This window comes from Streptomyces lichenis, from assembly GCF_023218175.1.
In the GTDB taxonomy this organism is placed as follows: domain Bacteria; phylum Actinomycetota; class Actinomycetes; order Streptomycetales; family Streptomycetaceae; genus Streptomyces; species Streptomyces lichenis.
Window position 1 is genome coordinate 319,917 of sequence record NZ_JALPTH010000001.1, and the last position, 22,819, is coordinate 342,735.

The 22,819-nt window shown below is 74.8% G+C and carries 17 protein-coding genes and 1 pseudogene; 13 read left to right on the plus strand and 5 right to left on the minus strand.

The genetic code is table 11. The features are described 5' to 3' along the window. The first annotated feature begins 11 nt into the window (after positions 1–11). The 5 genes from M1O15_RS01290 (at position 12) to M1O15_RS01310 (ending at position 8,354) form a co-directional block, all read left to right on the plus strand. Positions 12–1,544: a 3' terminal RNA ribose 2'-O-methyltransferase Hen1 gene (locus M1O15_RS01290; RefSeq protein WP_248631256.1), complete on the plus strand. Its 1,533-nt coding sequence runs from the start codon at positions 12–14 to the stop codon at positions 1,542–1,544. Further along, positions 1,541–4,138 carry a polynucleotide kinase-phosphatase gene (locus tag M1O15_RS01295; protein WP_248631257.1) on the plus strand — a complete coding sequence of 866 codons (2,598 nt, stop codon included), beginning with the start codon at positions 1,541–1,543 and terminating at the stop codon, positions 4,136–4,138. The genes M1O15_RS01290 and M1O15_RS01295 overlap by 4 nt, the downstream gene beginning before the upstream one ends. A 215-nt stretch (positions 4,139–4,353) precedes the next feature. Then, positions 4,354–5,598, plus strand: a complete 1,245-nt coding sequence (locus M1O15_RS01300) for an arginine deiminase (protein WP_248631258.1) — start codon at positions 4,354–4,356, stop codon at positions 5,596–5,598. Between the two features lie 124 nt (positions 5,599–5,722). After that, complete coding sequence (gene argF, locus M1O15_RS01305) at positions 5,723–6,733, plus strand: ornithine carbamoyltransferase (protein WP_248631259.1); 1,011 nt, start codon at positions 5,723–5,725, stop codon at positions 6,731–6,733. Positions 6,734–6,857: 124 nt separating this feature from the next. Continuing rightward, the gene (locus tag M1O15_RS01310) at positions 6,858–8,354 is read left to right on the plus strand and encodes an amino acid permease (RefSeq protein WP_248631260.1); all 1,497 of its coding nucleotides are present in this window, start codon (positions 6,858–6,860) and stop codon (positions 8,352–8,354) included. Here M1O15_RS01310 and M1O15_RS01315 read toward each other — a convergent pair. Continuing rightward, positions 8,326–8,748 (minus strand): ATP-binding protein, encoded by a 423-nt coding sequence (locus tag M1O15_RS01315; RefSeq protein ID WP_248631261.1) that lies wholly within the window; start codon positions 8,746–8,748, stop codon positions 8,326–8,328. The two genes, M1O15_RS01310 and M1O15_RS01315, sit on opposite strands and share 29 nt — an antisense overlap. Before the next feature lie 308 nt (positions 8,749–9,056). On the opposite strand from M1O15_RS01315, the gene M1O15_RS01320 reads away from it, so the two are divergent. The 3 genes and pseudogenes from M1O15_RS01320 to M1O15_RS01330 form a co-directional block, all read left to right on the plus strand. After that, positions 9,057–9,884 carry an enoyl-CoA hydratase family protein gene (locus tag M1O15_RS01320; RefSeq protein WP_248631262.1) on the plus strand — a complete coding sequence of 276 codons (828 nt, stop codon included), beginning with the start codon at positions 9,057–9,059 and terminating at the stop codon, positions 9,882–9,884. 638 nt (positions 9,885–10,522) lie between these two features. Further along, a complete protein-coding gene (locus M1O15_RS01325; RefSeq protein ID WP_248631340.1) occupies positions 10,523–12,796 on the plus strand; it encodes a bifunctional salicylyl-CoA 5-hydroxylase/oxidoreductase in 2,274 nt (757 codons plus the stop codon). Between the two features lie 51 nt (positions 12,797–12,847). Continuing rightward, positions 12,848–13,243 (plus strand): annotated as a pseudogene (locus tag M1O15_RS01330) (flavodoxin family protein); the annotation flags it as partial. Between the two features lie 14 nt (positions 13,244–13,257). Here the strand turns inward: M1O15_RS01330 and M1O15_RS01335 are convergent. From M1O15_RS01335 to M1O15_RS01345, 3 genes are all read right to left on the minus strand, one after another. Then, complete coding sequence (locus tag M1O15_RS01335) at positions 13,258–15,318, minus strand: serine/threonine-protein kinase (RefSeq protein ID WP_248631263.1); 2,061 nt, start codon at positions 15,316–15,318, stop codon at positions 13,258–13,260. 203 nt (positions 15,319–15,521) lie between these two features. Then, a complete protein-coding gene (locus M1O15_RS01340) occupies positions 15,522–16,346 on the minus strand; it encodes a PaaX family transcriptional regulator (RefSeq protein ID WP_248631264.1) in 825 nt (274 codons plus the stop codon). A gap of 4 nt (positions 16,347–16,350) precedes the next feature. Then, positions 16,351–18,072 carry an AMP-binding protein gene (locus tag M1O15_RS01345; RefSeq protein WP_282576073.1) on the minus strand — a complete coding sequence of 574 codons (1,722 nt, stop codon included), beginning with the start codon at positions 18,070–18,072 and terminating at the stop codon, positions 16,351–16,353. A 185-nt stretch (positions 18,073–18,257) separates the two neighbouring features. Between M1O15_RS01345 and M1O15_RS01350 the strand changes: the two genes are divergently transcribed. Both M1O15_RS01350 and M1O15_RS01355 read left to right on the plus strand, forming a co-directional pair. After that, on the plus strand, positions 18,258–19,406 hold the full coding sequence (locus M1O15_RS01350) for an acyl-CoA dehydrogenase family protein (RefSeq protein ID WP_248631265.1): 1,149 nt from the start codon (positions 18,258–18,260) through the stop codon (positions 19,404–19,406). Beyond that, a complete protein-coding gene (locus tag M1O15_RS01355) occupies positions 19,403–19,801 on the plus strand; it encodes a RidA family protein (RefSeq protein WP_248631266.1) in 399 nt (132 codons plus the stop codon). The genes M1O15_RS01350 and M1O15_RS01355 overlap by 4 nt, the downstream gene beginning before the upstream one ends. Positions 19,802–20,013: 212 nt before the next feature. Here the strand turns inward: M1O15_RS01355 and M1O15_RS01360 are convergent, their stop codons facing one another. Then, positions 20,014–20,535: a hypothetical protein gene (locus tag M1O15_RS01360; RefSeq protein WP_248631267.1), complete on the minus strand. Its 522-nt coding sequence runs from the start codon at positions 20,533–20,535 to the stop codon at positions 20,014–20,016. Between the two features lie 194 nt (positions 20,536–20,729). Between M1O15_RS01360 and M1O15_RS31780 the strand changes: the two genes are divergently transcribed. The 3 genes from M1O15_RS31780 to M1O15_RS01370 all read left to right on the plus strand — a co-directional run bounded on the left by M1O15_RS31780 (position 20,730) and on the right by M1O15_RS01370 (position 22,812). Continuing rightward, positions 20,730–20,813 (plus strand): putative leader peptide, encoded by an 84-nt coding sequence (locus M1O15_RS31780; protein WP_361270162.1) that lies wholly within the window; start codon positions 20,730–20,732, stop codon positions 20,811–20,813. 275 nt (positions 20,814–21,088) lie between these two features. Then, entirely contained in the window at positions 21,089–21,700 is a 612-nt protein-coding gene (gene ssuE, locus M1O15_RS01365) for an NADPH-dependent FMN reductase (RefSeq protein ID WP_248631268.1), read from the plus strand. 56 nt (positions 21,701–21,756) lie between these two features. Beyond that, complete coding sequence (locus M1O15_RS01370; RefSeq protein WP_248631269.1) at positions 21,757–22,812, plus strand: ABC transporter substrate-binding protein; 1,056 nt, start codon at positions 21,757–21,759, stop codon at positions 22,810–22,812. Positions 22,813–22,819 lie beyond the last annotated feature (7 nt).

Consider the following 22,819-nt stretch of genomic DNA (forward strand, 5'->3'; position numbering starts at 1 on the left):
TACTCGGACGTGTGTTCCTGACGATCAGTACGACCGGTTCCCCTGAGCGCCCCGCCGCCGACCTCGGCTTCCTGCTGCACAAGCATCCCGGCCGTGCGCAGTCCTTCTCGACCGCGCACGGCACGGCGCATGTCTTCTATCCCGAGGCGTCCGACGAGCGGTGCACCGCGGCGTTGCTGCTGGAGATCGACCCGGTCGCCCTGGTCCGCCGCTCCAAGGGCGGCAAGGGCCGGGGCGGGGCGCCCGACGCGGCACTCGCCCAGTACGTCAACGACCGCCCGTACGCGGCCTCCTCGCTCCTCGCCGTCGCCCTGAGCACCGTGTTCAAGAGCGCGCTGCGCGGGGTGTGCCAGGCCCGGCCCGAGCGGGCCTCGGCCCCGCTGCCACTGCGGGTGGAGATCCCCGTACTGCCCGCCCGCGGTGGCGCCGAGCTGGTGCGCGCCCTGTTCGCGCCGCTCGGCTGGACCGGGATCGACGTGCGGCCGATCGCGCTGGACGAGCGGTTCCCGGGCTGGGGCGACTCGCGTTACGTACGCCTGGTGCTCGACGGTGAGCTGCGGCTCGCCGACGCCCTCAACCACCTCTATGTCCTGCTCCCGGTGCTGGACGACGCCAAGCACTACTGGGTCGCGCCGGACGAGGTGGACAAGCTGCTGCGGGCCGGTGACGGCTGGCTGGCCGCGCACCCCGAGCAGAAGCTGATCACCAGCCGCTACCTCTCCCGCCGCTGGGGGCTGACCCGGCAGGCCATGGAGCAACTGGAGCTGGTGCGGCTCGCCGAGAGCGACGACCTCGCGGTCGAGGACGTGGACAACGCCGTGGACGAGACCGCCGACACCGAGGAGCGGCCGGTCCCGCTGGCGGTCCGGCGCCGGGAGGCGATCCTGGCCGTGCTGCGCGAGTCGGGCGCCCGTAGCGTCCTGGACCTCGGCTGCGGGCAGGGGCAGTTGGTGCAGGAGCTGCTGAAGGACCCCTCGTACACCACCGTCACCGGTCTCGATGTGTCGGTACGGGCGCTGACCATCGCCGCCCGGAGGCTGAAGCTGGACCGGATGGGTGAGCGGCAGGCCGCCCGTGTGCGACTGCTCCAGGGCTCACTGACGTACACCGACAAGCGGCTGACCGGGCAGGACGCGGCGGTGCTCAGCGAGGTGATCGAGCACCTGGACGCCGAGCGGCTGCCCGCGCTGGAGTACGCCGTCTTCGGCTCCGCCCGCCCCGGCACGGTCATCGTGACCACGCCGAACGTGGAGTACAACGTCCGGTGGGAGACGCTGCCCGCCGGGCACGTCCGCCACTCCGACCACCGCTTCGAGTGGAATCGGGCCGAGTTCCGGGAGTGGGCCGAGCGGGTGGCCGCCCGGCACGGCTACCGGGTCGGCTTCCGCCCGGTCGGGCCGGACGACCCGGAGGTCGGGCCGCCCACCCAGCTGGCGGTGTTCACCCGGGGCACGGACAGTGCCGACGGCGCCGACGGCACCGCGGCGAACGATAAGGACCGCACAGTCACCACCCAGGCCACCCAGGAAGGAGCGGCGGCATGACCACCTCGGACAACATCCCGGACACCGCGTCCAGCGGCAGCGGCGCCCCGGCCGCGGACCGGGTGGCCGGGCCCCGCCGGCTGCCGGTCACCGATCTCTCCCTGGTGGTGCTGATCGGCGCCACCGGCTCCGGCAAGTCCACCTTCGCCCGGCGGCACTTCAAGCCCACCGAGATCGTCTCCTCGGACTTCTGCCGCGGCCTGGTGGCCGACGACGAGAACGACCAGTCGGCCAGCGGCGACGCCTTCGACCTGCTCCACTACATCCTCGGCAAGCGCCTCGCCGCCGGCCGGCTCACCGTGGTGGACGCCACCAACGTCCAGCAGGAGGCCCGCCGCCAGCTGGTGCAGATCGCCCGGGAACACGATGTGCTGCCCGTCGCCATCGTGCTCGACATGCCGGAGAAGGTCTGCGCCGAGCGCAACGCCGCCCGCGCCGACCGGGCCCATCTGCCCCGCCGGGTCATCCAGCGCCACCGCGGCGAGCTGCGCCGCTCGCTGCGCGGACTGGAGCGCGAGGGCTTCCGCAAGGTGCACGTCCTGCGCGACCCGGCCGAGGTGGAGACGGCGGAAATCGTCCTGGAGCGGCGGTACAACGACCTGCGCCACCTCACCGGCCCGTTCGACGTGATCGGCGATGTGCACGGCTGCTCCGCCGAGTTGGAGAGCCTGCTCGGCAGGCTCGGCTACGTGGACGGGGCGCACCCCGAGGGGCGTACCGCCGTCTTCGTCGGCGACCTGGTCGACCGCGGCCCGGACAGCCCCGGGGTGCTCCGCCGGGTGATGGGCATGGTCGCCGCCGGGACCGCGCTCTGCGTGCCCGGCAACCACGAGAACAAGCTCGGACGCTGGCTGAACGGCAGGAAGGTCCAGCAGACCCACGGGCTGGCCGAGACCATCGTCCAACTGGAGGGGGAGAGCCCGGAGTTCCGGGCCGAGGTGGCCGCCTTCATCGACTCGCTGGTCAGCCACTACGTCCTGGACGGCGGCAAGCTGGTGGTCTGCCACGCCGGGCTGCCGGAGAAGTACCACGGCCGCACCTCCGGCCGGGTGCGCAGCCACGCGCTGTACGGGGACACCACCGGCGAGACCGACGAGTTCGGCCTGCCGGTGCGCTACCCCTGGGCGGAGGAGTACCGGGGCCGGGCCACCGTGGTCTACGGCCACACCCCGGTGCCCACCACCTCCTGGATCAACAACACCATCTGCCTGGACACCGGTGCCGTCTTCGGCGGCCGGCTGACCGCGCTGCGCTGGCCGGAACGGGAGACCGTGGACGTCGCGGCGCAGAAGGTCTGGTACGAGCCGGTGAAGCCGCTCGCCACCGAGGCGCCCGGCGGCCACCAGGGCCGTCCGCTGGACCTGGCCGACGTCTACGGCCGGCGCACCGTGGAGACCCGCCACCACGGCAATGTGGCGGTGCGCGAGGAGAACGCGGCGGCCGCGCTGGAGGTGATGAGCCGGTTCGCGGTGGACCCGCGGCTGCTGCCGTACCTGCCGCCGACCATGGCCCCGACGCCCACCTCCACGGTGGACGGCTATCTGGAGCACCCGGCCGAGGCGCTGGCCCAGTACCGGGCGGACGGCGTGGCGCGGGTGGTGTGCGAGGAGAAGCACATGGGCTCCCGCGCCGTCGCCCTGGTCTGCCGGGACGCCGACGCGGCCCGCGAGCACTTCGGGGTGGACGGTCCGACGGGCGCCCTGACCACCCGTACCGGCCGGCCGTTCCTGGACGATCCGGCGCTCACCGAGGAGGTGCTCGGGCGGCTGCGCGCGGCCGTCGGGGCCGCCGGGCTCTGGGCGGAGCTGGACACCGACTGGCTACTGTTCGACGGTGAGCTGATGCCCTGGTCGCTGAAGGCCGCCGGTCTGCTGCGCAGCCAGTACGCGGCGGTCGGCGCCGCCTCGGGCGCGGTGTTCCCCGGTGCGCTGGACGCCCTGGAGCGGGCCGCCGGGCGCGGCCTGGAGGTGGACGGACTGCTCGGGCGGCAGCGTGAGCGGGCCGCGGACGCGGGGGCCTTCACCGAGGCGTACCGGCGCTACTGCTGGGACACCGAGGGGCTGGAGGGGGTGCGGTTCGCACCGTTCCAGATCCTCGCCGGACACCGCCGCTCGCTGGCGGACGTACCGCACGACGTCCAACTGGGCTGGCTGGACCGGCTGGTGGAGCACGATCCGACCGGGCTGATCCAGACCACCCGGCGGCTGGTGGTGGACACCGGCGACGAGGAGTCGGTGCGCGCGGCGGTCGACTGGTGGCTGGAGCTGACCGGCGCGGGCGGTGAGGGCATGGTGGTCAAGCCACTGGTGCCGCTGGCCCGGGACGGCCGAGGCCGACTGGTCCAGCCGGGCGTGAAGGTGCGCGGCCGGGAGTATCTGCGGATCATCTACGGCCCGGAGTACACCCGCCCGGACAACCTGGAGCGGCTGCGCGACCGCCACCTGGGCCACAAGCGCTCCCTGGCGCTGCGCGAGTACGCCCTGGGGCTGGAGGCGCTGGCCCGGCTGGCCGACGGCGAACCGCTCTGGCGGGTGCACGAGGCGGTCTTCGGCGTCCTCGCCCTGGAGTCGGAGCCGGTCGACCCCCGGCTGTGACACCGCCCCCGGGGCCACCGGTACACCCCCCGGGGCCGCCGGTGCGGAACCGCCTGCCGGTACGACACCGGCCGCCGGTACGGGACCGGCGGCCGGGTCCCGCTCCCCTGCGTTTGCGGGGGTGTACGGACCCGGCGGCCGGGTTCCGGATGTCCGTACGGATTTGGGGGGCGGTTCGCCGGGTAACGCGGGGGTCTCGCGGTGAGGATGGAGTCATGGGATTCCATGTCGACTCAGAGACCGGGCGGCTCCGCCGCGTCATCCTGCACCGCCCCGACCTGGAGCTGAAGCGGCTCACACCGCGCAACAAGGACGCGCTCCTCTTCGATGACGTGCTCTGGGTCCGCCGGGCGCGCCAGGAGCACGACGGCTTCGCCGACGTGCTGCGCGACCGCGGGGTGGAGGTGCATCTGTTCGGGGACCTGCTGGCGGAGGCGCTGGAGGTGCCGGCGGCGCGCAAACTGGTGCTCGACCGGGTCTTCGACGAGAAGGAGTACGGGCCGCTGGCGGCCGACCCGATAAGGGAGGTCTTCGACGCCATGGAGACCGGGGAGCTGGCCGAGGCCCTGGTCGGTGGGATGACCAAGCGGGAGTTCCTGGCCGGGTACACCGAGCCGGTGTCGGTCCGCTTCCATGTGATGGACCTGGACGACTTCCTCTTGCGGCCGCTGCCGAACCACCTCTTCACCCGGGACACCTCGGCCTGGATCTACGACGGGGTGTCTATCAACGCGATGCGCTGGCCCGCCCGGCAGCGGGAGACCGTGCACTTCGAGGCCATCTACAAGCACCACCCGCTGTTCACCGGGCCCGAGGCCGGCGCGTTCCACCACTGGTCGGAGGGGCAGGACGACTTCCCCTCCACCATCGAGGGCGGGGACGTGCTGGTCATCGGGAACGGCGCGGTGCTCATCGGGATGAGCGAGCGGACCACCCCGCAGGCGGTGGAGATGCTGGCCCGGGGGCTGTTCGCGGCCGGTTCGGCCCGCACCATCGTGGCGCTGGACCTGCCCAAGAGCCGGGCCTTCATGCACCTGGACACGGTGATGACCATGGTGGCCCACGACACCTTCACCCAGTACGCGGGCCTCGGCATGCTCCGCTCGTACACCATCGAGCCGGGCGACGGCGACCGGGCGCTGAAGGTCACCGACCATCCGCCGCAGCACATGCACAGCGCCATCGCGGCGGCCCTGGGGCTGCCGGCGATCCGGGTGCTCACCGCCACCCAGGACGTGCACGCCGCCGAGCGGGAGCAGTGGGACGACGGCTGCAACGTGCTGGCGGTGGAGCCGGGGGTGGTGGTCGCCTACGAGCGCAACGTCACCACCAACACCCATCTGCGCAAGGAGGGCATCGAGGTGATCGAGATCCCGGGCAGTGAACTGGGGCGGGGGCGCGGGGGTCCGCGCTGTATGAGCTGCCCGGTGCAGCGCGACCCCGACCCCGGGTTCGCATAAGCATGCTTTGATTTGTATAGGATTCCAGGAGGCGGGCCCAGCCGCCCGCCGCCGTTGCCGTCCGTCCGCCCGTTCTCCGCCCCGTTCATCGATGGGCTCCGTCCCCGCACCATAGGAGCGCCCCATGGCCACCGACCTCACCGGCCGCCACTTCCTCAAGGAGCTGGACTTCACCGCCGAGGAGTTCCACGCGCTGCTCGCGCTGGCGGCCGAGCTGAAGGCGGCGAAGAAGGCGGGTCGTGAGGTCCGGCGGCTGCGGGGCCGGAACATCGCCCTGATCTTCGAGAAGGCCTCCACCCGGACGCGCTGCTCCTTCGAGGTCGCCGCCGCCGACCAGGGCGCGTCCACGACCTACATCGACCCGGCCTCCTCGCACATCGGCCGGAAGGAGTCGGCCCGGGACACTGCCCGGGTGCTGGGCCGGCTCTACGACGCCATCGAGTTCCGCGGCGACGCCCAGGAGACCGTGGAGGAGCTGGCCGCGCACGCCGGGGTCCCGGTCTACAACGGGCTGACGAACTCCTGGCACCCCACCCAGATGCTGGCCGACCTGCTCACCATGGCCGAGCACGGCGGCAAGCCGCTGGACGCGACCACCCTCGCCTACCTCGGCGACGGCCGCTACAACATGGGCAACTCCTACCTGGTCACCGGCGCCCTGCTCGGCCTGGACGTGCGGATCACCGCGCCCCGGGACTACTGGCCGGCCAAGGAGGTCGTGGACACCGCGCGGGAGCTGGCGAAGGCCAGCGGCGCGGTCCTCACCCTCACCGACGACGTGGCCGAGGGGGTGCGCGGTGCGGACTTCGTCGCCACCGATGTCTGGGTCTCCATGGGGGAGCCGGCCGAGGTGTGGGACGAGCGGATCGCCGCGCTCACGCCGTACGCGGTGACCATGGACGTGCTCCGGGCCACCGGGAACCCGGACGTCCGCTTCCTGCACTGCCTGCCCGCCTTCCACGACCTGGGCACCTCGGTGGCCCGGGAGATCCACGAGCGTTGCGGGCTGAGCTCGCTGGAGGTCACCGACGAGGTGTTCGAGTCCCCGTACTCGGTCGTCTTCGACCAGGCGGAGAACCGGATGCACACCATCAAGGCGGTGCTGGTCGCCACGCTCGCGGGCCCCACCGCGTAGCGCACCGCCGGCGGTTGCGCCGACGGGGGGAACGCGCGGGGCGGTGGCCGTGTCGAACCGCCCGATGGGGGCGGGACCCGCAGGCTCAGGTGCCACCCGCCCGTGCACCGCCCAGGGAGACGGCATGCGCCCCAGCCCCACCGGAGACCCCGCCGGACAGCCTGCCGGCAGAACCGCGGGGGGATCGCGCGGATCGCGCGTCAAGAGCCCCGAGCAGCTGGTCGCCGAATCCGGCGGGGACCTGGAGGGCCATGGGCTGCGGCGCACCATGGGCCTGTTCCAGCTGGTCTGCTTCGGGGTCGGCGCGATCGTCGGCACCGGCATCTTCGTCGGGCTGTCCGACAGCGTCGCCGAGGCCGGCCCGGCGGTCGTGGTCTCCTTCCTGCTGGCCGCGGCCACCTGTGTGGTCACCGCCTTCGCCTTCGCCGAGCTGGGCAGCGCCATCCCGGTCTCCGGCAGCTCCTACTCCTTCGCCTACGCCACCCTCGGCGAGCCCACCGCCTTCCTGGTGGGCTGGTGCCTGCTGCTGGAGTACGGCGTCTCGGTCTCCGCGGTCGCCGTGGGCTGGGGCCAGTACCTCAACGAGCTGCTGGAGAGCCTGGTCGGGGCCCGGCTGCCCGAGGCGCTGTCCGCGCCGCCCGGGGACGGCGGGGTGGTCAACGTCCCGGCCGTCGTGGTCATCGGCCTCGCCGCGGTGCTGCTGGTGCGCGGGGTACGGGAGAGCGCCCGCGCCACCGCGGTGATGGCGGTGGTCAAGATCGCCGTGCTGGTGCTGTTCTGCGCCATCGCCTTCACCGCCTTCGAGGCGGGCAACCTCGCCCCGTTCGCCGCGCACGGGGTGGCCGGGATCACCTCGGGCGCCTCCATCGCCTTCTTCTCGTATATCGGCTTCGACGCCGTCACCACCGCCGGGGAGGAGGTCCGCGACCCCCGGCGCAACGTCCCGCTGGCCGTGCTGATCTGCATCGGCGCGGTCACCGTGCTGTACTGCCTGGTCGCGCTCGCCGCGGTCGGGGCGCTCTCCGCCGACGCGGTCGCCGACCAGCCGGCCGCGCTCTCGCTGATCGTCAACGAGGTCACCGGCTCCTCGTTCGGCGGCGGGGTGATCGCCTTCGGCGCGGTCGTCGCCATCGCCTCGGTGGTGCTGGCCGTGCTGTACGGGCAGACCCGGGTGCTGATGTCGATGTCCCGGGACGGGCTGGTGCCCCGGATCTTCGAGCGCGTCTCCCCGAGGACGGCCACCCCGGTCGCCAACACCTGGATCGTCGCCGTGGTCTTCGCGATCCCGGCCGCGGTGGTCCCGCTGGAGGTGGTGCTCAACCTCACCACCATCGGCACCCTCGCGGTGATGGCGGTGGTCAACGTGGCGGTCATCGCGCTGCGCCGCCGCTACCCGCGGCTGGAGGCGGGCTTCCGCGCCCCGCTCTTCCCGTTCGTCCCCGCGCTCGGGGTGCTGCTCTGCCTCTATCTGATGTGGGGCACCGGCGGGCGCACCTGGGCGCAGTTCGCGGTCTTCCTGGTGGTCGGCGCGGTGGTGTACGTGCTCTACGGCCGTCGCCACTCGCGGCTGGCCGGGGGTCGGGGCGACCGGGTCAGGGGGCGGGGCGGGCCGGGAGCGTGAACCAGACCGCCTTGCCCTGCTCGGTACGGCGGTGGCCGCAGGCGGAGCTGAGGGTGCGGATCAGCAGCAGCCCGCGCCCGTGCTCCAGCCAGGGGTCGGGCGGGATGTCGTGGTTCGGGCACAGGTCGCCCGGCGGGGTCGGGTCCGGGTCGTGCACCTCGACCTGGCAGCCGGCCGGCAGCACCTCCACCACCAGCTCGATCGGTGCGGTCCCGACGGTGTGCTCCACCGCGTTGGCCACCAGCTCGGCGGTGAGCAGCTCCGCGGTTTGGCTGTCCGCCGACCCGTCCAGCTCCGTGAGCGCCGTACGCACCAGGGCGCGGGCCATCGGCACCGCGGCCGCGGTGTGCGGCAGCGCGATGCGCCAGGACCGGGGTTCGGGGATGTCGGGCACGGTGGCGGTCCGTTTCACTGCGGGTGCGGGAGGCGCGCTCCTCGGACGGCGGCGGGTGAGGACGGTGGCGGGCGATGACGGCCCCCACCTTACGGAGCGGCTCGCTCCGCTTCGGCGGGCCCCCGCCCCGTGGTGTTTGCCGATGACGCGGTGTGATGGCTTACTTACGCGAAGCTTATCGCGTATGCGTGACGGAAGTCACGAGCAAGTGATAACTTCGACGGGCAGCTACCCGCGTCCACCGGCCCAGCCGGCTCGGCCCGCCCCGGGCCGGGCCGAAGGGTCCGAGGAAGAGGAGGCGCACATCCATGAGCCCCTTCACCGGCTCCGCGTCCCGCACCGAGCGGTGGCGCCACCTCCGGCTCACCGTGGAGGAGGGCGTCGCCACGGTCACCCTCGACCGCCCCGCCCGGCTCAACGCGCTCACCTTCGGCGCCTACGCCGACCTGCGGGACCTGCTCGCCGAGCTCTCCCGTGAGCGGTCGGTGCGCGCCCTGGTCCTCGGCGGCGAGGGGCGCGGCTTCTGCTCCGGCGGGGACGTGGAGGAGATCATCGGCGCCACCCTCGCCATGGACACCGCCGAACTGCTCGACTTCAACCGGATGACCGGGCAGGTGGTACGCGCCCTGCGGGAGTGCCCCTTCCCGGTGGTCGCCGCCGTGCAGGGGGTCGCCGCCGGGGCGGGCGCGGTGCTCGCCCTGGCCGCCGACTTCCGGATCGCCGACCCCAGCGCCCGGTTCGCCTTCCTCTTCACCCGGGTCGGGCTCTCCGGCGGTGACATGGGCGCGGCCTATCTGCTGCCCCGGGTGGTCGGCCTCGGGCACGCCACCCGGCTGCTGATGCTCGGCGAACCAGTGCGGGCCGCCGAGGCCGAGCGGATCGGGCTGATCAGCGAGCTCACCGAGGAGGGCGGCGCCGCCACCCGGGCCGCCGAACTCGCCCGCCGCCTCGCGGACGGCCCGGCCCTGGCGTACGCCCAGACCAAGGCGCTGCTCACCGCCGAGCTGGACATGCCGCTGGCCGCCTCCGTCGAACTCGACGCCGCCACCCAGGCGCTGCTGATGAACGGCGAGGACTACGCCGAGTTCCACGCCGCCTTCACCGCCAAGCGCCCCCCGAAGTGGCGGGGGCGATGATGCGGAGGCCCGCGAAGGACGCCGCCGGCCACCGGGAGCCGGGTGCGGGGCCCGGTGACCGTGGCCCTGGCACCGCCCCAGGCCGCCTGGCGCACGCGGAGGGGGCCGCCTCGGGACGCCCCACGCACGCGAAGAGCGCGGGCTCAGCCCCTGGCACCGCCTCGGCCCGCCTGGTGCACGCGGAGGGCGCCGACCGGGTGAGTGCCGCCGGGAGCCCCCGTACCGCCCCGGCCCCCTCCGGGGCCATAACCCCCGCCCCGGGCCGCTCGGAGGGCGGCAACCCTGCGGCGGCCGCCGGGAGTCCCCGTACCGCCTCGGCCCGCCCCGGGCCCGTACCCCCCGCCCCGGCCCACCCTGGGCCCGCACCTGCCGCCCCGGGCCGCTCGGAGGGCGGCAACCCTGCGGCGGCCGCCGGGAGTCCCCGTACCGCCCCGGCCCGCCCCGGGCCCGTAACTGCCGCCCCGGGCCGCTCGAACGGCGGCGACGCCGTGGCGGCCACCGAAAGCCCCCGTACCGCTCCCGACCGCAAGGAGGGCGGCATCCCCGCGGCGGCCACCGAAACGCCCCGTACCGCACCCGCCTGCCGCGGGTCCGCGCTCGCCGCCCCGTCATTCCCTGCCCGCCCGCTCACGGTCGCCGTGATCGGGGGCGGGCCCGGGGGGTTGTACGCGGCGGCGCTGCTCAAGCGGCTGGACCCGGCCCGGGAGGTCACCGTCCATGAACGGAACGCCCCCGACGACACCTTCGGCTTCGGTGTCGTGCTCTCCGACGAGACCCTCGGCGGCATCGAGCACGCGGACCCGGAGGTGTACCGGGCGCTGGCAGGGGAGTTCGTCCGCTGGGACGCCATCGACGTGGTGCACCGCGGCCGCACCCTCACCTCCCAGGGCCACGGCTTCGCCGCGCTCGGCCGCCGCCGGCTGCTCGCCGTCCTCCAGGCGCGCTGCGCCGAGCTGGGCGTACGGCTCCGGTTCCGTACCGACGTCCCCTCCGCCGCCGAACTCGCCGCCACCCACGACCTGGTGATCGCCGCCGACGGTGCCGGCAGCCGTACCCGCGAAGCGCACGCCGCCATCCTCGGCCCCACTCTCACCCGGCACCGCTGCCGCTATATCTGGCTCGCCGCCGACTTCGCCTTCGACGCCTTCCGCTTCGAGATCGCCGAGACCGAGCACGGCGTGATGCAGCTGCACGGCTACCCCTTCTCGCCCGACGCCTCCACCGTCATCGTCGAGATGCGCGAGGAGGTCTGGTACGCGGCCGGGTTCGACGAGATGGCCACCGAGGAGTCGGTCGCCCGCTGTGCCAAGGTCTTCTCCGACGCCCTGCACGGCCGCCCGCTCACCGCCGGGCCCTCCTCCGCCTGGACCGCCTTCCGCACCGTCGTCAACGAGCGTTGGTCGCACGGCAATCTGGTGCTGCTCGGGGACGCCGCGCATACCGCGCACTTCTCCATCGGCTCCGGCACCAAGCTGGCCGTCGAGGACGCCCTCGCCCTCGCCGCCTGCATCCGCGAACAGCCCACGCTGCCCGAGGCGCTGGCCGCCTACGAGGCCGAGCGGCGGCCCGTGGTCGCCTCCACCCAGCGGGCCGCCGCCGCCTCACTGCGCTGGTTCGAGGAGCTCGCCGGGTATGTGGACCAGCCGCCCCGGCAGTTCGCCTTCAACCTGCTCACCCGCAGCCGCCGGGTCACCCACGGCAATCTGCGGCTGCGCGACGAGCAGTTCACCACCGCCGTGGAACGGGACTTCGGCTGCCCGCCCGGCACCCCGCCGATGTTCACCCCGTTCCGGTTGCGCGAACTGACCCTGCGCAACCGGGTGGTGGTCTCGCCCATGGACATGTACTCCGCCACCGACGGGCTGCCCGGCGACTTCCATCTGGTCCACCTCGGCGCCCGCGCGCTGGGCGGCGCGGGACTCGTCATGACCGAGATGGTCTGCGTCAGTCCCGAGGGCCGGATCACCCCCGGCTGCGCCGGGCTGTGGAACCCGGCCCAGACGGCCGGCTGGCAGCGGATCACCGACTTCGTCCACCGGCAGTCACCCGGCACCGCGATCGGCGTCCAGCTCGGCCACTCCGGCCGCAAGGGCTCCACCCGGCTGATGTGGGAGGGCATCGACCAGCCGCTGCCGTACGGCAACTGGCCGCTGGTCGCCGCCTCCCCGCTGCCGTACCTCCCCGGCACCAGCCAGGTCCCCTCCGCACTCCACCGGGCCGCGCTCACCGACCTGAGGGAGCAGTTCGCCGCCGCCGCCCGGCGGGCCGCCCGGGCCGGCTTCGACCTGCTGGAACTGCACGCGGCCCACGGCTACCTGCTCTCCGGCTTCCTCTCCCCGCTCACCAACCGCCGCACCGACGCCTACGGCGGCGACCTCACCGGCCGGCTCCGCTTCCCGCTGGAGGTCTTCGACGCCGTACGCCAGGTCTGGCCCGCCGAACGCCCCATGACCGTGCGGATCTCCGCCACCGACTGGGCGCCGGGCGGCACCACCGCCGAGGACGCCGTGGAGATCGCCCGCGCCTTCACCGCGCACGGCGCCGACGCGATCGACGTCTCCACCGGGCAGGTCGTCCCCGACGAGCGGCCCGAGTTCGGCCGCTCCTACCAGACCCCGTACGCCGACCGGATCCGCAACACCCTGGGCGTACCGGTCATCGCGGTGGGCGCCATCTCCTCCTGGGACGACGTCAACTCCCTGCTCCTGGCCGGCCGCGTCGACCTCTGCGCCCTGGCCCGTCCGCACCTCTACGACCCGCACTGGACCCTGCACGCCGCCGCCGAGCAGGGGTACCAGGGGGGAGCGGCGCCCTGGCCGGTCCCGTACCGCGCGGGCAGCCGCACCCCGCCCACCGGCCGTACCGACGCGCCCCGGCCGCGGCTGACCCTCGGCCCGCCCTCCACCGTCTGACCGGCCGGAACACCGAAGGGTGAGCGGATCGGCGGGGAGGTGGAGGACGAGCTGCGCGAGGCCACCCTGGCGGCCACCGACATCGTGCCCGCCTCGCCGCTGTACTGGTACACCCTCTCCGCGCACACCAAGCGGTACCCGGACCACTGGTCGGGCCGGCTGGGCGTCCCCGGCCTGGACTTCAGGGCGAGAATGGCCGGCCGCACCCTGTGGGGGGTGACCGCCATGTCCGACCGCCGGCAGGCCGCCGCGGAGGGACTGGTCACCACCCTCACCCACTCGGCCGCCTGTCGGGGGATGCGCTTGGGCGGGGTGCTCATCGGGAACGGCTCCAAGCCCGGGGACGTGCGCCAGGACACGGCCGCCCTGGAGCGGGCCCGCACCTTCCTCGCCGGTGAGGCCCCGCTCGCCCGGTTCTCCTATGAGCGGGTGCCGGCCGCGGCGTAGGGAGCCCGGCCCGGTCAGCGGGCGCAGGTGCCCGAGCGGACGAACTCGCGGCCGCCCTCGCCACCGCCGACGGCCAGGGTCCAGCGGATGTAGGTCCAGTTCCGGTCGCTGGTGTAGGCGTCCAGCAGCCGGCCGCAGACGCCCTGCTCGACGACCCCGGCCAGGTTGGACCGCTGGGCCCGGCCGGGGAAGCGGGCATAGGGGTCGTCGGTCCACACATAGGCGGCGTTCTCCACCGGGTCGAAGCCCAGGCTGATGCCGTCGGTGGTGCTGATCGGCTCGTCGCCGAAGTCGTCGGCCCGCGCGTTCCAGGCGGCGATGAGGTCCTTGACGGCGGCGTCGGCGACCTGGACCTCCTTCGGAGGCGTGCTGGGGATCTCCGCCGCGGCGAGGCCCGCCTCGTCGCCGTGCCACTGCCCGGCGACCTCGTCGGAGCAGCCGCCGGTGGCCTCGCCGTAGCCCAGGGTCTCGGCCTCGGGGGCCGCCTCGGCGTCCTTCCAGTAGACGGCGAACCGGCCGTAGGGCCATGCGTCGGGGGCGTCCGCCAGCCGCTGGGCGAGGGTGGCGCAGGCCGTCGCGCCGGCCGCGCGGGCGAACAGGTTCCGCTGCTCGTCGGGGAGTTGGGAGACCGGGCCGCCGGTGACCATCACCGTCTGGGCCCGCCGGTTGAAGCTGACGACCGGTTCGACGGCGTCGAGCCCCTTGGTGGCCAGCACGGCACGCAGCCGCTCGCGGATGGCCCGCTCGGCGGCCTCCTCCCCGGAGCCGGGGGCGGCCGAGGCGCCGGCCCGCCACTCGTCGGGCGAGGGCCGGCTCTCGTCCCCGGCCCGGGTGTAGGCCGGGTCGGCCACCCCGGCCAGCGGATCCCTGGGCACCCGGGCGTCCCTCGGGTCCCCGTCGGAGGCCGGGTCCGAGTCGGCCTGCCCGCCCTCGACCGGCCCGGCGGTCGAGAGGGAGGGCGTGGAGCCGCCCACGGTGCCTCCGTCGCGCTTCCCGTCCTCGCCCTTGGTGCCGAACGTCCCCTGGACGTACAGGCTGCCCGCGAAGGCGGCTCCGGCGACCGCGGCGCCCAGGGCGGCGAGCAGCACCCCCTTCCGTACCGACCGGGGAGGGGCCGGCGGGGCGGGCCAGGCGGGGTCGGCCACCGGCGGCACCCGCCACTCGGCGGCGACCAGCCGGTCCGTGACCGCGACCGCGGTGGGCGCCCCGGCCGCCGGGGTGGGCAGCACCTGGGTGGCCTGTGCGGCCAGCAGCCGTGCGGACTCCTCGGCCGCGGCCTCCGCGCTCATCCGCCCGCCGGGGTCCTTGGCGAGCGCCCGGTCCAGCACGGCCCGCAGCTCCCCGGGGACCCCGTCGAGGTCGGGCTCGCCGGAGAGCACCCGGTAGGCCACCACATCCGCGTTGCCGGTGCCGAACGGCGGGCGCCCGGTGGCCGCGTAGCCGACCAGGGCGCCCCAGGCGAAGACGTCGCCGGCGGGCCCGGGGGAGCCGGTGCGGTAGTGCTCGGGGCTGATCCAGCCGGGGGTGCCGGTCATCATGCCGGTGCGGGTCACCGAGGTGCCGTCGGTGGCGTGGGCGATGCCGAAGTCCAGCACCCGGGGACCGGAGGCGGTGAGGATGACGTTCTGCGGCTTGACGTCCCGGTGGACCACACCGGCGGCGTGCACCGCCGCCAGGGCCCGGGCGGTACCGGTGGCGAAGGCGTACAGGGTGCCGCCGGTGAGCGGGCCGTGCTCGGCCAGATGCCGGTCGAGGGTGAGGCCCGGCGCGTAGGCGGTGGCCAGCCAGGGGGCCGCCGCCTCCGGATCGGCCGCCAGCAGGGGTATCAGGCAGGGGCCCTGGACGCGCGCGGACAACTGCACCTCGCGGCGGAACCGCGCCCGCCACTCGGGGTCCTCGGCCTGGGCGGCGTGGATGACCTTGACCGCGACACGCAGCCCGGACGGGTCGAGACCGGCGTGGACGGTACCCATCCCGCCGGAGCCGAGCCGGCCGGTGATCCGGTACGGGCCGATCCGCTCGGGATCGCCGGGGCGGGCGGGCCGGACCCGCGCGTCGGAGCCGTTGGTGGTCACAGGCGTCGTTCCCTCTCTCGGACCGGGGCAGGGCCGTGGTCGGGCGGCCCCGGGCGCACACCGCCGGACCTCCGGTCACCCCCCGAAGGGTGGATCGTATCCAGAGGGGCGGGGGAGAGGGTGACGCAGGTTCAAGGTGCTGCGAGAGTACGGAGGTTGGGAGACGGGCGGCGCGGAGCGGTACCGCCCGCCCGGCCGCCCGACTAGCGCCGCCCGGCGGGCCGGCCGGTGAAGCGGGCGGCGGGCTCCCGCAGGCGGGCGTGCAGGTCGGCGAAGACCCGGGCCGCGCGGCCCCCCGGCCACCCCGCGGGCAGCAGGTCACCGGGCAGGCCCGGATCGGCGTACGGCAGCCGCCGCCAGGAGTCCAGCGCCAGCAGATGGGCCCGGTAGGCGTCCTCGTCGCTGTGGCTCTCCGGGCCGCTCCAGGCGCGCAGTACCGGCTCATGCCGGTCCAGGAACTCCTCGTACAGCTTGGCGATCGCGCCCAGGTCCCACCAGCGGCCCACCGCCTCCGCGGTGGCGGTGAAGCCCAGGTGCTCGCCGCGGAACAGGTCGACGTACGGGTCGAGTTGGAGCCGCCGCAGGGTGTGCCGGGTCTCCTCGTACAGGGCGGCGGGGGCGATCCACACCCCGGGCGCGGCGGTGCCGAAGCCCAGCCGGCCCAGCCGGGAGCGGAGCAGATGGCGCTTGTGCCGTTCCGCCTCCGGCACCGAGAAGACGGCCAGCACCCAGCCCGGTTCGGCCGCGCCCCGGGCGTCCGGGTAGATCCGCCGGTCGCCGTCGTCCAGCAGCTGCCGGGCCTCCTCGGACAGCGCGTACCCGGCCGCCCCGTCCGCCGTGCGGCGCGGCACCAGCAGCCCGCGCCGCTTGAGCCGGGACACCGAGGAACGCACCGAGGGGGCGTCCACCCCGAGCACCGCCAGCAGCCGGATCAGCTCGGCCACCGGCAGTGGCTCGCCACCGGGGTCGCGCCCGTGGGCGCCGTACAGGGAGACGATCAGGGAGCGGGGAGTGTGCTGGTCGGCCACCCGATCACTCTAGGCCGACCCGATCCGGCGCCCCGCCCCGGTCCGCCCCCCGGCCCCCACCGGCGGGGGTGCCGTTCACCGCGTTCGCGGCCGCGTCGCCGCCCTCGGGTGTCCGGAGCCGGAAGCGCTGGAGCTTGCCGGTGGCGGTGCGGGGGAGGGCGTCCAGGAAGACGATCCGGCGTGGGCACTTGTACGGGGCGAGGCGGGCGGCGGTGAAGGTGCGGAGCGCCTCCTCGGCGGCGCGGTCGCGGGGCAGGCCCTCGCGCAGCACCGCGTAGGCCACCACCACCTGGCCGCGCAGCTCGTCGGGGGCCCCGACCACGGCCGCCTCCACCACGTCCGGGTGGGCCAGCAGCGCCTCCTCCACCTGCGGGCCGGCGATGTTGTAGCCGGCCGAGATGATCATGTCGTCGGCGCGCGCCACATAGCGCAGATAGCCGTCCGGCTCCCGGACGTAGGTGTCACCGGTCAGGTTCCAGCCCCCGCGGACGTACTCGCGCTGGCGCGGGTCGCCGAGGTAGCGGCAGCCGACCGGGCCGCGCACCGCCAACAGCCCCTCCTCGCCGTCCGGCACCGGCGCCCCGGCCGCGTCCACCACCCGCGCCTGCCAGCCGGGCACCGGCAGTCCGGTGGCGCCCGGCCGGATCGCGCCGTCCGCCGCCGAGACGAAGATGTGCAGCAGCTCGGTCGCCCCGATGCCGTTGATCAGGCAGAGCCCGGTCCGCTCCCGCCAGGCCTGCCAGGTGGCGGCGGGAAGGTTCTCCCCGGCGGAGACACAGCGGCGGAGGGATGAGGTGTCCGGGGCGCCGGGGGCGGCCAGCTCCTCCAGCATCACCCGGTACGCCGTCGGGGCGGTGAACAGCACGCTCACCCGGTGCTCGGCGATCGCCGGCAGCAGCTGCCGGGGCCCGGCCTGCTCCAGCAGCAGCGCCGAGGCCCCGGCGCGCAGCGGGAACAGCACCAGACCGCCCAGCCCGAAGGTGAACCCCAGCGGCGGGCTGCCCGCGAACAGGTCGTCCGGCCGGGGCCGCAGCACATGGGCGGAGAAGGTGTCGGCGACCGCCAGCACATCGCGGTGGAAGTGCGCGCACCCCTTGGGCCGCCCGGTGGTCCCCGAGGTGAAGGCGATCAGCGCCACATCGTCGGCGGCGGTGGCCACCGCCTCGTAGCGGAGGTCCCGGTACCGGGTGGCGCGGCGCAGCAGGTCCTCCGGCCCGCCCCCGCCGTACGCGGCGAGGGTCAGGCCCGGCACCTCCGCCGCCACCAGCTCCTCCACCGACCGGGCGTCGCACAGCGCGTGCGAGACCCGGGCCATCGCGCACATCACCGCCAGCTCCGGGGCGCGGGTCTGCGCCAGTACGGTGACGGCGACCGCGCCCGCCTTCATCACCGCCAGCCAGCAGGCCGCCAGCCACGGGGTGGTGGGGCCGCGCAGCAGCACCCGGTTGCCGGGCACCACCCCCAGGTCGCGGGTGAGGACATGGGCCAGGGCGTCCACCCGGGCGCTCAGCTCCCCGTAGGACCAGACCCCGCCCCGGCCGTCGAGGAACACCGGCCGGTCCGCGCCGAAACGTTCCACCGTGCGGTCCAGCAGCTCGTGCCCGCAGTTCAGCCGGTCGGGGTAGCGCAGCTCGGGCAGGTCGAAGACGAGCGCGGGCCACTGCCCGGGCGGCGGCAGCCGGTCCCGGGCGAAGGTGTCGAGGTGCGCCGAGGGCGTCAGCTCCATGGTTCGCCTCCTTGCCGGGAGCCGCCAGGGCCCCGGGGGCCTCCGTACGAGGAGCCGCCCGGAGCGGCCGGGACGTCTCAGAGGGGGGAACGCCCAACGAGCGTATCGTGAAGGTGACGACAGTCAACGGTCCGCGATAGATCCCATGCGGGGCGCACCGCGCACCGCATCCCGAGGGGGCGTGAATGACCGCATTCTCACTCGAAACCGAGCAGATCGCCTGGTGTGCCACTCTGCGCGAGCTGGCCGACCGCCGGTTGCGGCCGCTCGCCGAGAAGGGCGAGCCGGGGCGGGTGAACCGCCCGCTGGTCGCCGCCCTCGGTGAACTCGGACTGATCGCCCGGCTCTTCGAGGCCGGTTCGCTCGACCTGTGCCTGCTCCGCGAGTCGCTGGCCCGCCACTGCACCGAGGCGGAGACCGCGCTCGCCCTCCAGGGCCTGGGCGCCCACCCGGTCGCCGCGCACGGCACGCCCGAGCAACGCGACCGCTGGCTGCCCGAGGTCACCGCCGGCCGTGCGGTCGCCGCCTTCGCGCTCAGCGAGCCGGAGGCCGGCTCCGACGCCGCCGCGCTGGCCCTCCAGGCCGCCCCGGACGGCACCGGCTGGCGGCTCACCGGCGAGAAGCGGTGGATCTCCAACGCGCCCGAGGCCGACCTGGTCACCGTCTTCGCCCGTACCACCCCCGGCGCCGGGGCGCGCGGCGTCACTGCCTTCCTCCTCCCCGCCGACCGCCCCGGCCTCACCGGCGCCCGCCTCGACATGCTCTCCCCGCACCCGATCGGCAGCCTCCTCTTCGACGGCGTCCCGGTCGGGCCGGCGGACGTCCTCGGCGAGGTCGACCACGGCTTCGCCGTCGCCCTGGGCACCCTCGACCGCTTCCGCCCCAGCGTCGGCGCCTTCGCCGTCGGCATGGCCCAGGCCGCCCTGGACGCCGCCCTCGCCCACACCGCCACCCGCACCGCCTTCGGCGGACCGCTCAAGGACCTCCAGGCCGTCTCCCACCAGGTCGCCGAGATGGCCGTCCGCACCGAGGCGGCCCGGCTGCTGGTGTACGCGGCGGCTACCGCGTACGACGCCGGGGAACCGGGCGTCCGGCGGCGCGCGGCCATGGCCAAGCTGCTCGCCACCGAGACCGCCCAGTGGGTGGTGGACACCGCCGTCCAGCTCCACGGGGCCCGCGCCCTGCGCCGCGGCCATCTGCTGGAACACCTCTACCGCGAGGTCCGGGCGCCCCGGATCTACGAGGGTGCCAGCGAGGTCCAGCGCACCATCATCGCCCGCGAGCTGTACGCGGAGGCCGCGGCCGCCCCCGTACCGGAAGGCAGCACCTCATGAGCCTGGAGCGGATCAACCCGCCGGAACTCTCCCCGCCCACCGGATTCAGCCACGCCGTCACCGCCACCGGCTCCCGGCTGGTGCTGCTCGCCGGGCAGACCGCGCTGGACGGAGCCGGCAGGGTGGTGGGGGAGGGGCTCGCGGAGCAGTTCGAGACCGCGCTCGGCAATCTGCTGGCCGCCCTCAAGGCCGCCGGCGGCACCCCCGCCGACCTCGCCCGGGTGACCGTGTACGCCACCGACATCGCCGCCTACCGCGCCCAGGCCCCCGCACTCGGCCGCGTCTGGCGACGGCTGGCCGGCCGCGACTACCCGGCGATGGCGGTCATCGGCGTGGTACGGCTCTGGGACGAACAGGCCCTGGTGGAGCTCGACGGCCTGGCGGTGCTGGACTGAGAGCGGGGGCGGGGCGGGCCGTTTCGGGTGGGGGCCGCTTTGGGTGGGGGAGTGGGGCCTCCGCTGCGGCGGGGTGGGGCGGGCTGCTCGGGCCGGGCGGCGGGGTCTCGACTGCTTGGCCGGGAGCCTCGGCGGCTCGGCCGGGGGCCAGCTGGGGTGCGTCCGCCGCCCGGGCCCGGCCCCCGGGCCCTGCGCCGCCGGCGGGGGCCCGGTTACAGCGTCCCGCCCGGCCCCGCCTCGGTGACCCGGTCGGTGACCACGGTCCACAGTTCGCCACCGCCCACGGAGAACAGGCGCCCGGCGCCCTCGGCCCACACGTCCAGGCTGCGCAGCCGGGTGGGGACCCCGGTGTAGTCGCTCGCGACCGTGGTCGCCCGGACGGTGAGCCGGACCTCCCGCCAGGGGTGCGCGTATACCTTGCCGGCCGGGGGGTCGACGTAGACCAGGCCCCGCTCGAAGCAGTGCAGCCGCCGCCGGGGGCCGTCGGGGCGGCGTTGGCGCAGCCGCCACCACAGCAGCGCCGGGGGTACGGCGGTGAGCAGCACCCCGGCCGGGACGGCCACCGGCAGCCAGAGCACGGCGGCCGCGGTGCCCGCCGCCCCCAGCGCGGCGCCGGCGCCGGCCAGGGCCACCATCGGCCCCGTACCCACCGCGTTCGGCACCCCGCTCCACACCAGGGCACCGAAGCCCCGGTCGGCGGCCAGCAGCCGCACCCGCGCCGGTGGTTCCCCCATTCCACGCCCCCTCACTGGCGACCGCCGAGGGCATGCCCGGCCGCTCCCGTGCCGAAACGGCCGCGGCGGGCCCGCTCCGTTTCATGAACGGGGGCTTGCGGCCGTGTGGACCCCTATGACGCCTGGGTCACAGGGTGGGACGGGCGTTCGACGGCCGTTGACGGGCCGTACCGCCGGCTGCCAGCCTCGACGACGTGAGCCAGTCAGCCAACCTCTCCGCGCGCCTCCACGTCGATCTGCGACGTCTGGCCAGCGCGCTGTGTGCCGCCGGTCGCTGACCGGTCGCCGCACCCATTGACGTCTGACGCTCCTGTCTGTCCGGCGCATCCGCCCGGCCGGTCCGGGTGAAGCGTCGGTCCGGTTGACGTTTTCGTTCCGCCCGCCGCCTTCTTCCGGCGGCGTCCACTCCGCGTACCACCGACGCCCGCCGTGCTGCCGCGCACGCGCCCCGGGCCGCCCCGGGCTGCGTCTGCCGGGACCGGCCACCGCACCCGCGCCCGGACCCGGCCCCGCGGCCCCGTCCCGTACGCCGGCCTTCCCCCAGGAGTCCTCCGTGCCCTCCGTCATCGCCCTCTCCGGCAGCCCGTCCACCGACTCCCGCACCGCCCATGTGGCCGACTACGCCCTGCGCCGGCTCTCCCTGTCGGGCCACCGCACCGAACACCTCGCCGTCCGCGAACTGCCCGCCGCCGAGCTGCTCGCCGGACGGGCCGGCAGCGCCCCGCTCCGGGACGCGCTGAGCGCCATCGCCGACGCCGACGGCGTCATCGTGGCGACCCCCGTCTACAAGGCCGCCTACACCGGGCTGCTCAAGGCGTTCCTGGACCTGCTGCCGCAGAGCGGGCTGGCCGGCAAGGCCGTGCTGCCCCTCGCCACCGGCGGCAGCCTCGCCCATCTGCTGACCCTGGACTACGCGCTGCGCCCGGTGCTCTCCGCGCTCGGCGCCCGGCACATCACCGCCGGCACCTTCGTCCTGGACGGGGCCGTGGAGCGGCTGCCCGCCGGGACCGGGCCCGGCGGGCTGCGGGCCCGGATCGAGCCGGAGGCCGAACTCCGGCTCATCCAGGCCGTCGACGGCTTCGAGCAGGCGCTCAGCCCCGGCGGCCGGTTCCCGGACCGGGCCGCCCACCCCGGGGCCCCGGCCCTCCGGATCGCCGCCGGCTGAGCACCCCCGACCAGCCCCCGCCCCACCCCCACCGCCACCCCGAACAGGACCTCCCCATGAGCACGTTGTCCCGACCCGACCGACGGCAGTTCCTCACCCTCCTCGGCCTCTCGGCCGCTGCCGCCGGCTGCGGTACCGCGGTGGGCGGCAGCGGGGGAGACCAGACCCGGAAGCTGCGCTACCAGGGAGCCGTCGGCCAGGTCACCCCGGCCGAACTCGCCGCCGACCTGGGCTTCCTGGAGGATGTGACGCTGGAGTGGGTCGGCAACACCATCAGCGGCCCCCAGGACATCCAGTCCGCCGCCACCGGACAGACCGACTTCGGCGGGGCGTTCAACGGCGCGGTGGTCAAACTGGCCGCCAACAAGGCCCCGGTCAAGTCCGTGATCAGCTACTACGGCTCCGACAAGGACTCCTACCAGGGGTACTACGTCCTGGCGGACAGCCCCCTCCGCGGCCCCCGCGACCTGCTCGGCGCCAAGGTCGGGATGAACACCCTGGGCGCCCACGCCGAGGCGCTGCTCGACATCTACCTGGAGCGCGGCGGGCTCTCCGAGGCCGAGATCGGCAAGGTCGAACCGCTGGTGGTGCCCCCGGTCAACACCGAGCAGTCACTGCGCCAGAAGCAGATCGAGGTCGCGGTGCTCGGCGGCATCCTCCGCGACAAGGCACTCGCCAAGGGCGGGATACGGCCGCTGTTCAGCGACCACAAGCTGCTCGGACCGTTCAGCGCCGGCACCTATGTCATGACCGAGCGCTTCCTGAAGCAGAACCCCGGCACCGCCAGGACCTTCGTCACCGGTGTCGGACGGGCCCTGGCCTGGTCGCGCACCACCCCGCGCGAGCAGGTGGTCGACCGGATGACCGAGATCGTGAAGAAGCGGGGCCGCAACGAGGACACCTCGGCGCTGAAGTTCTGGAAGTCCTACGGGGTCGCCGACCCCACCGGGCGGATCGCGGCCAAGGAGATCGAGCTGTGGATCGACTGGCTCGCCGACCGCGGCGACCTCGACCGCTCCAAGGTGCGCCTGGACGGCCTCTACACCAACGAGTTCAACGAGGCCGCCCGGGCGGGCACCCCCTCCCCGTCCACCAGCAGCGAGCGGAGCTGACGAGGCC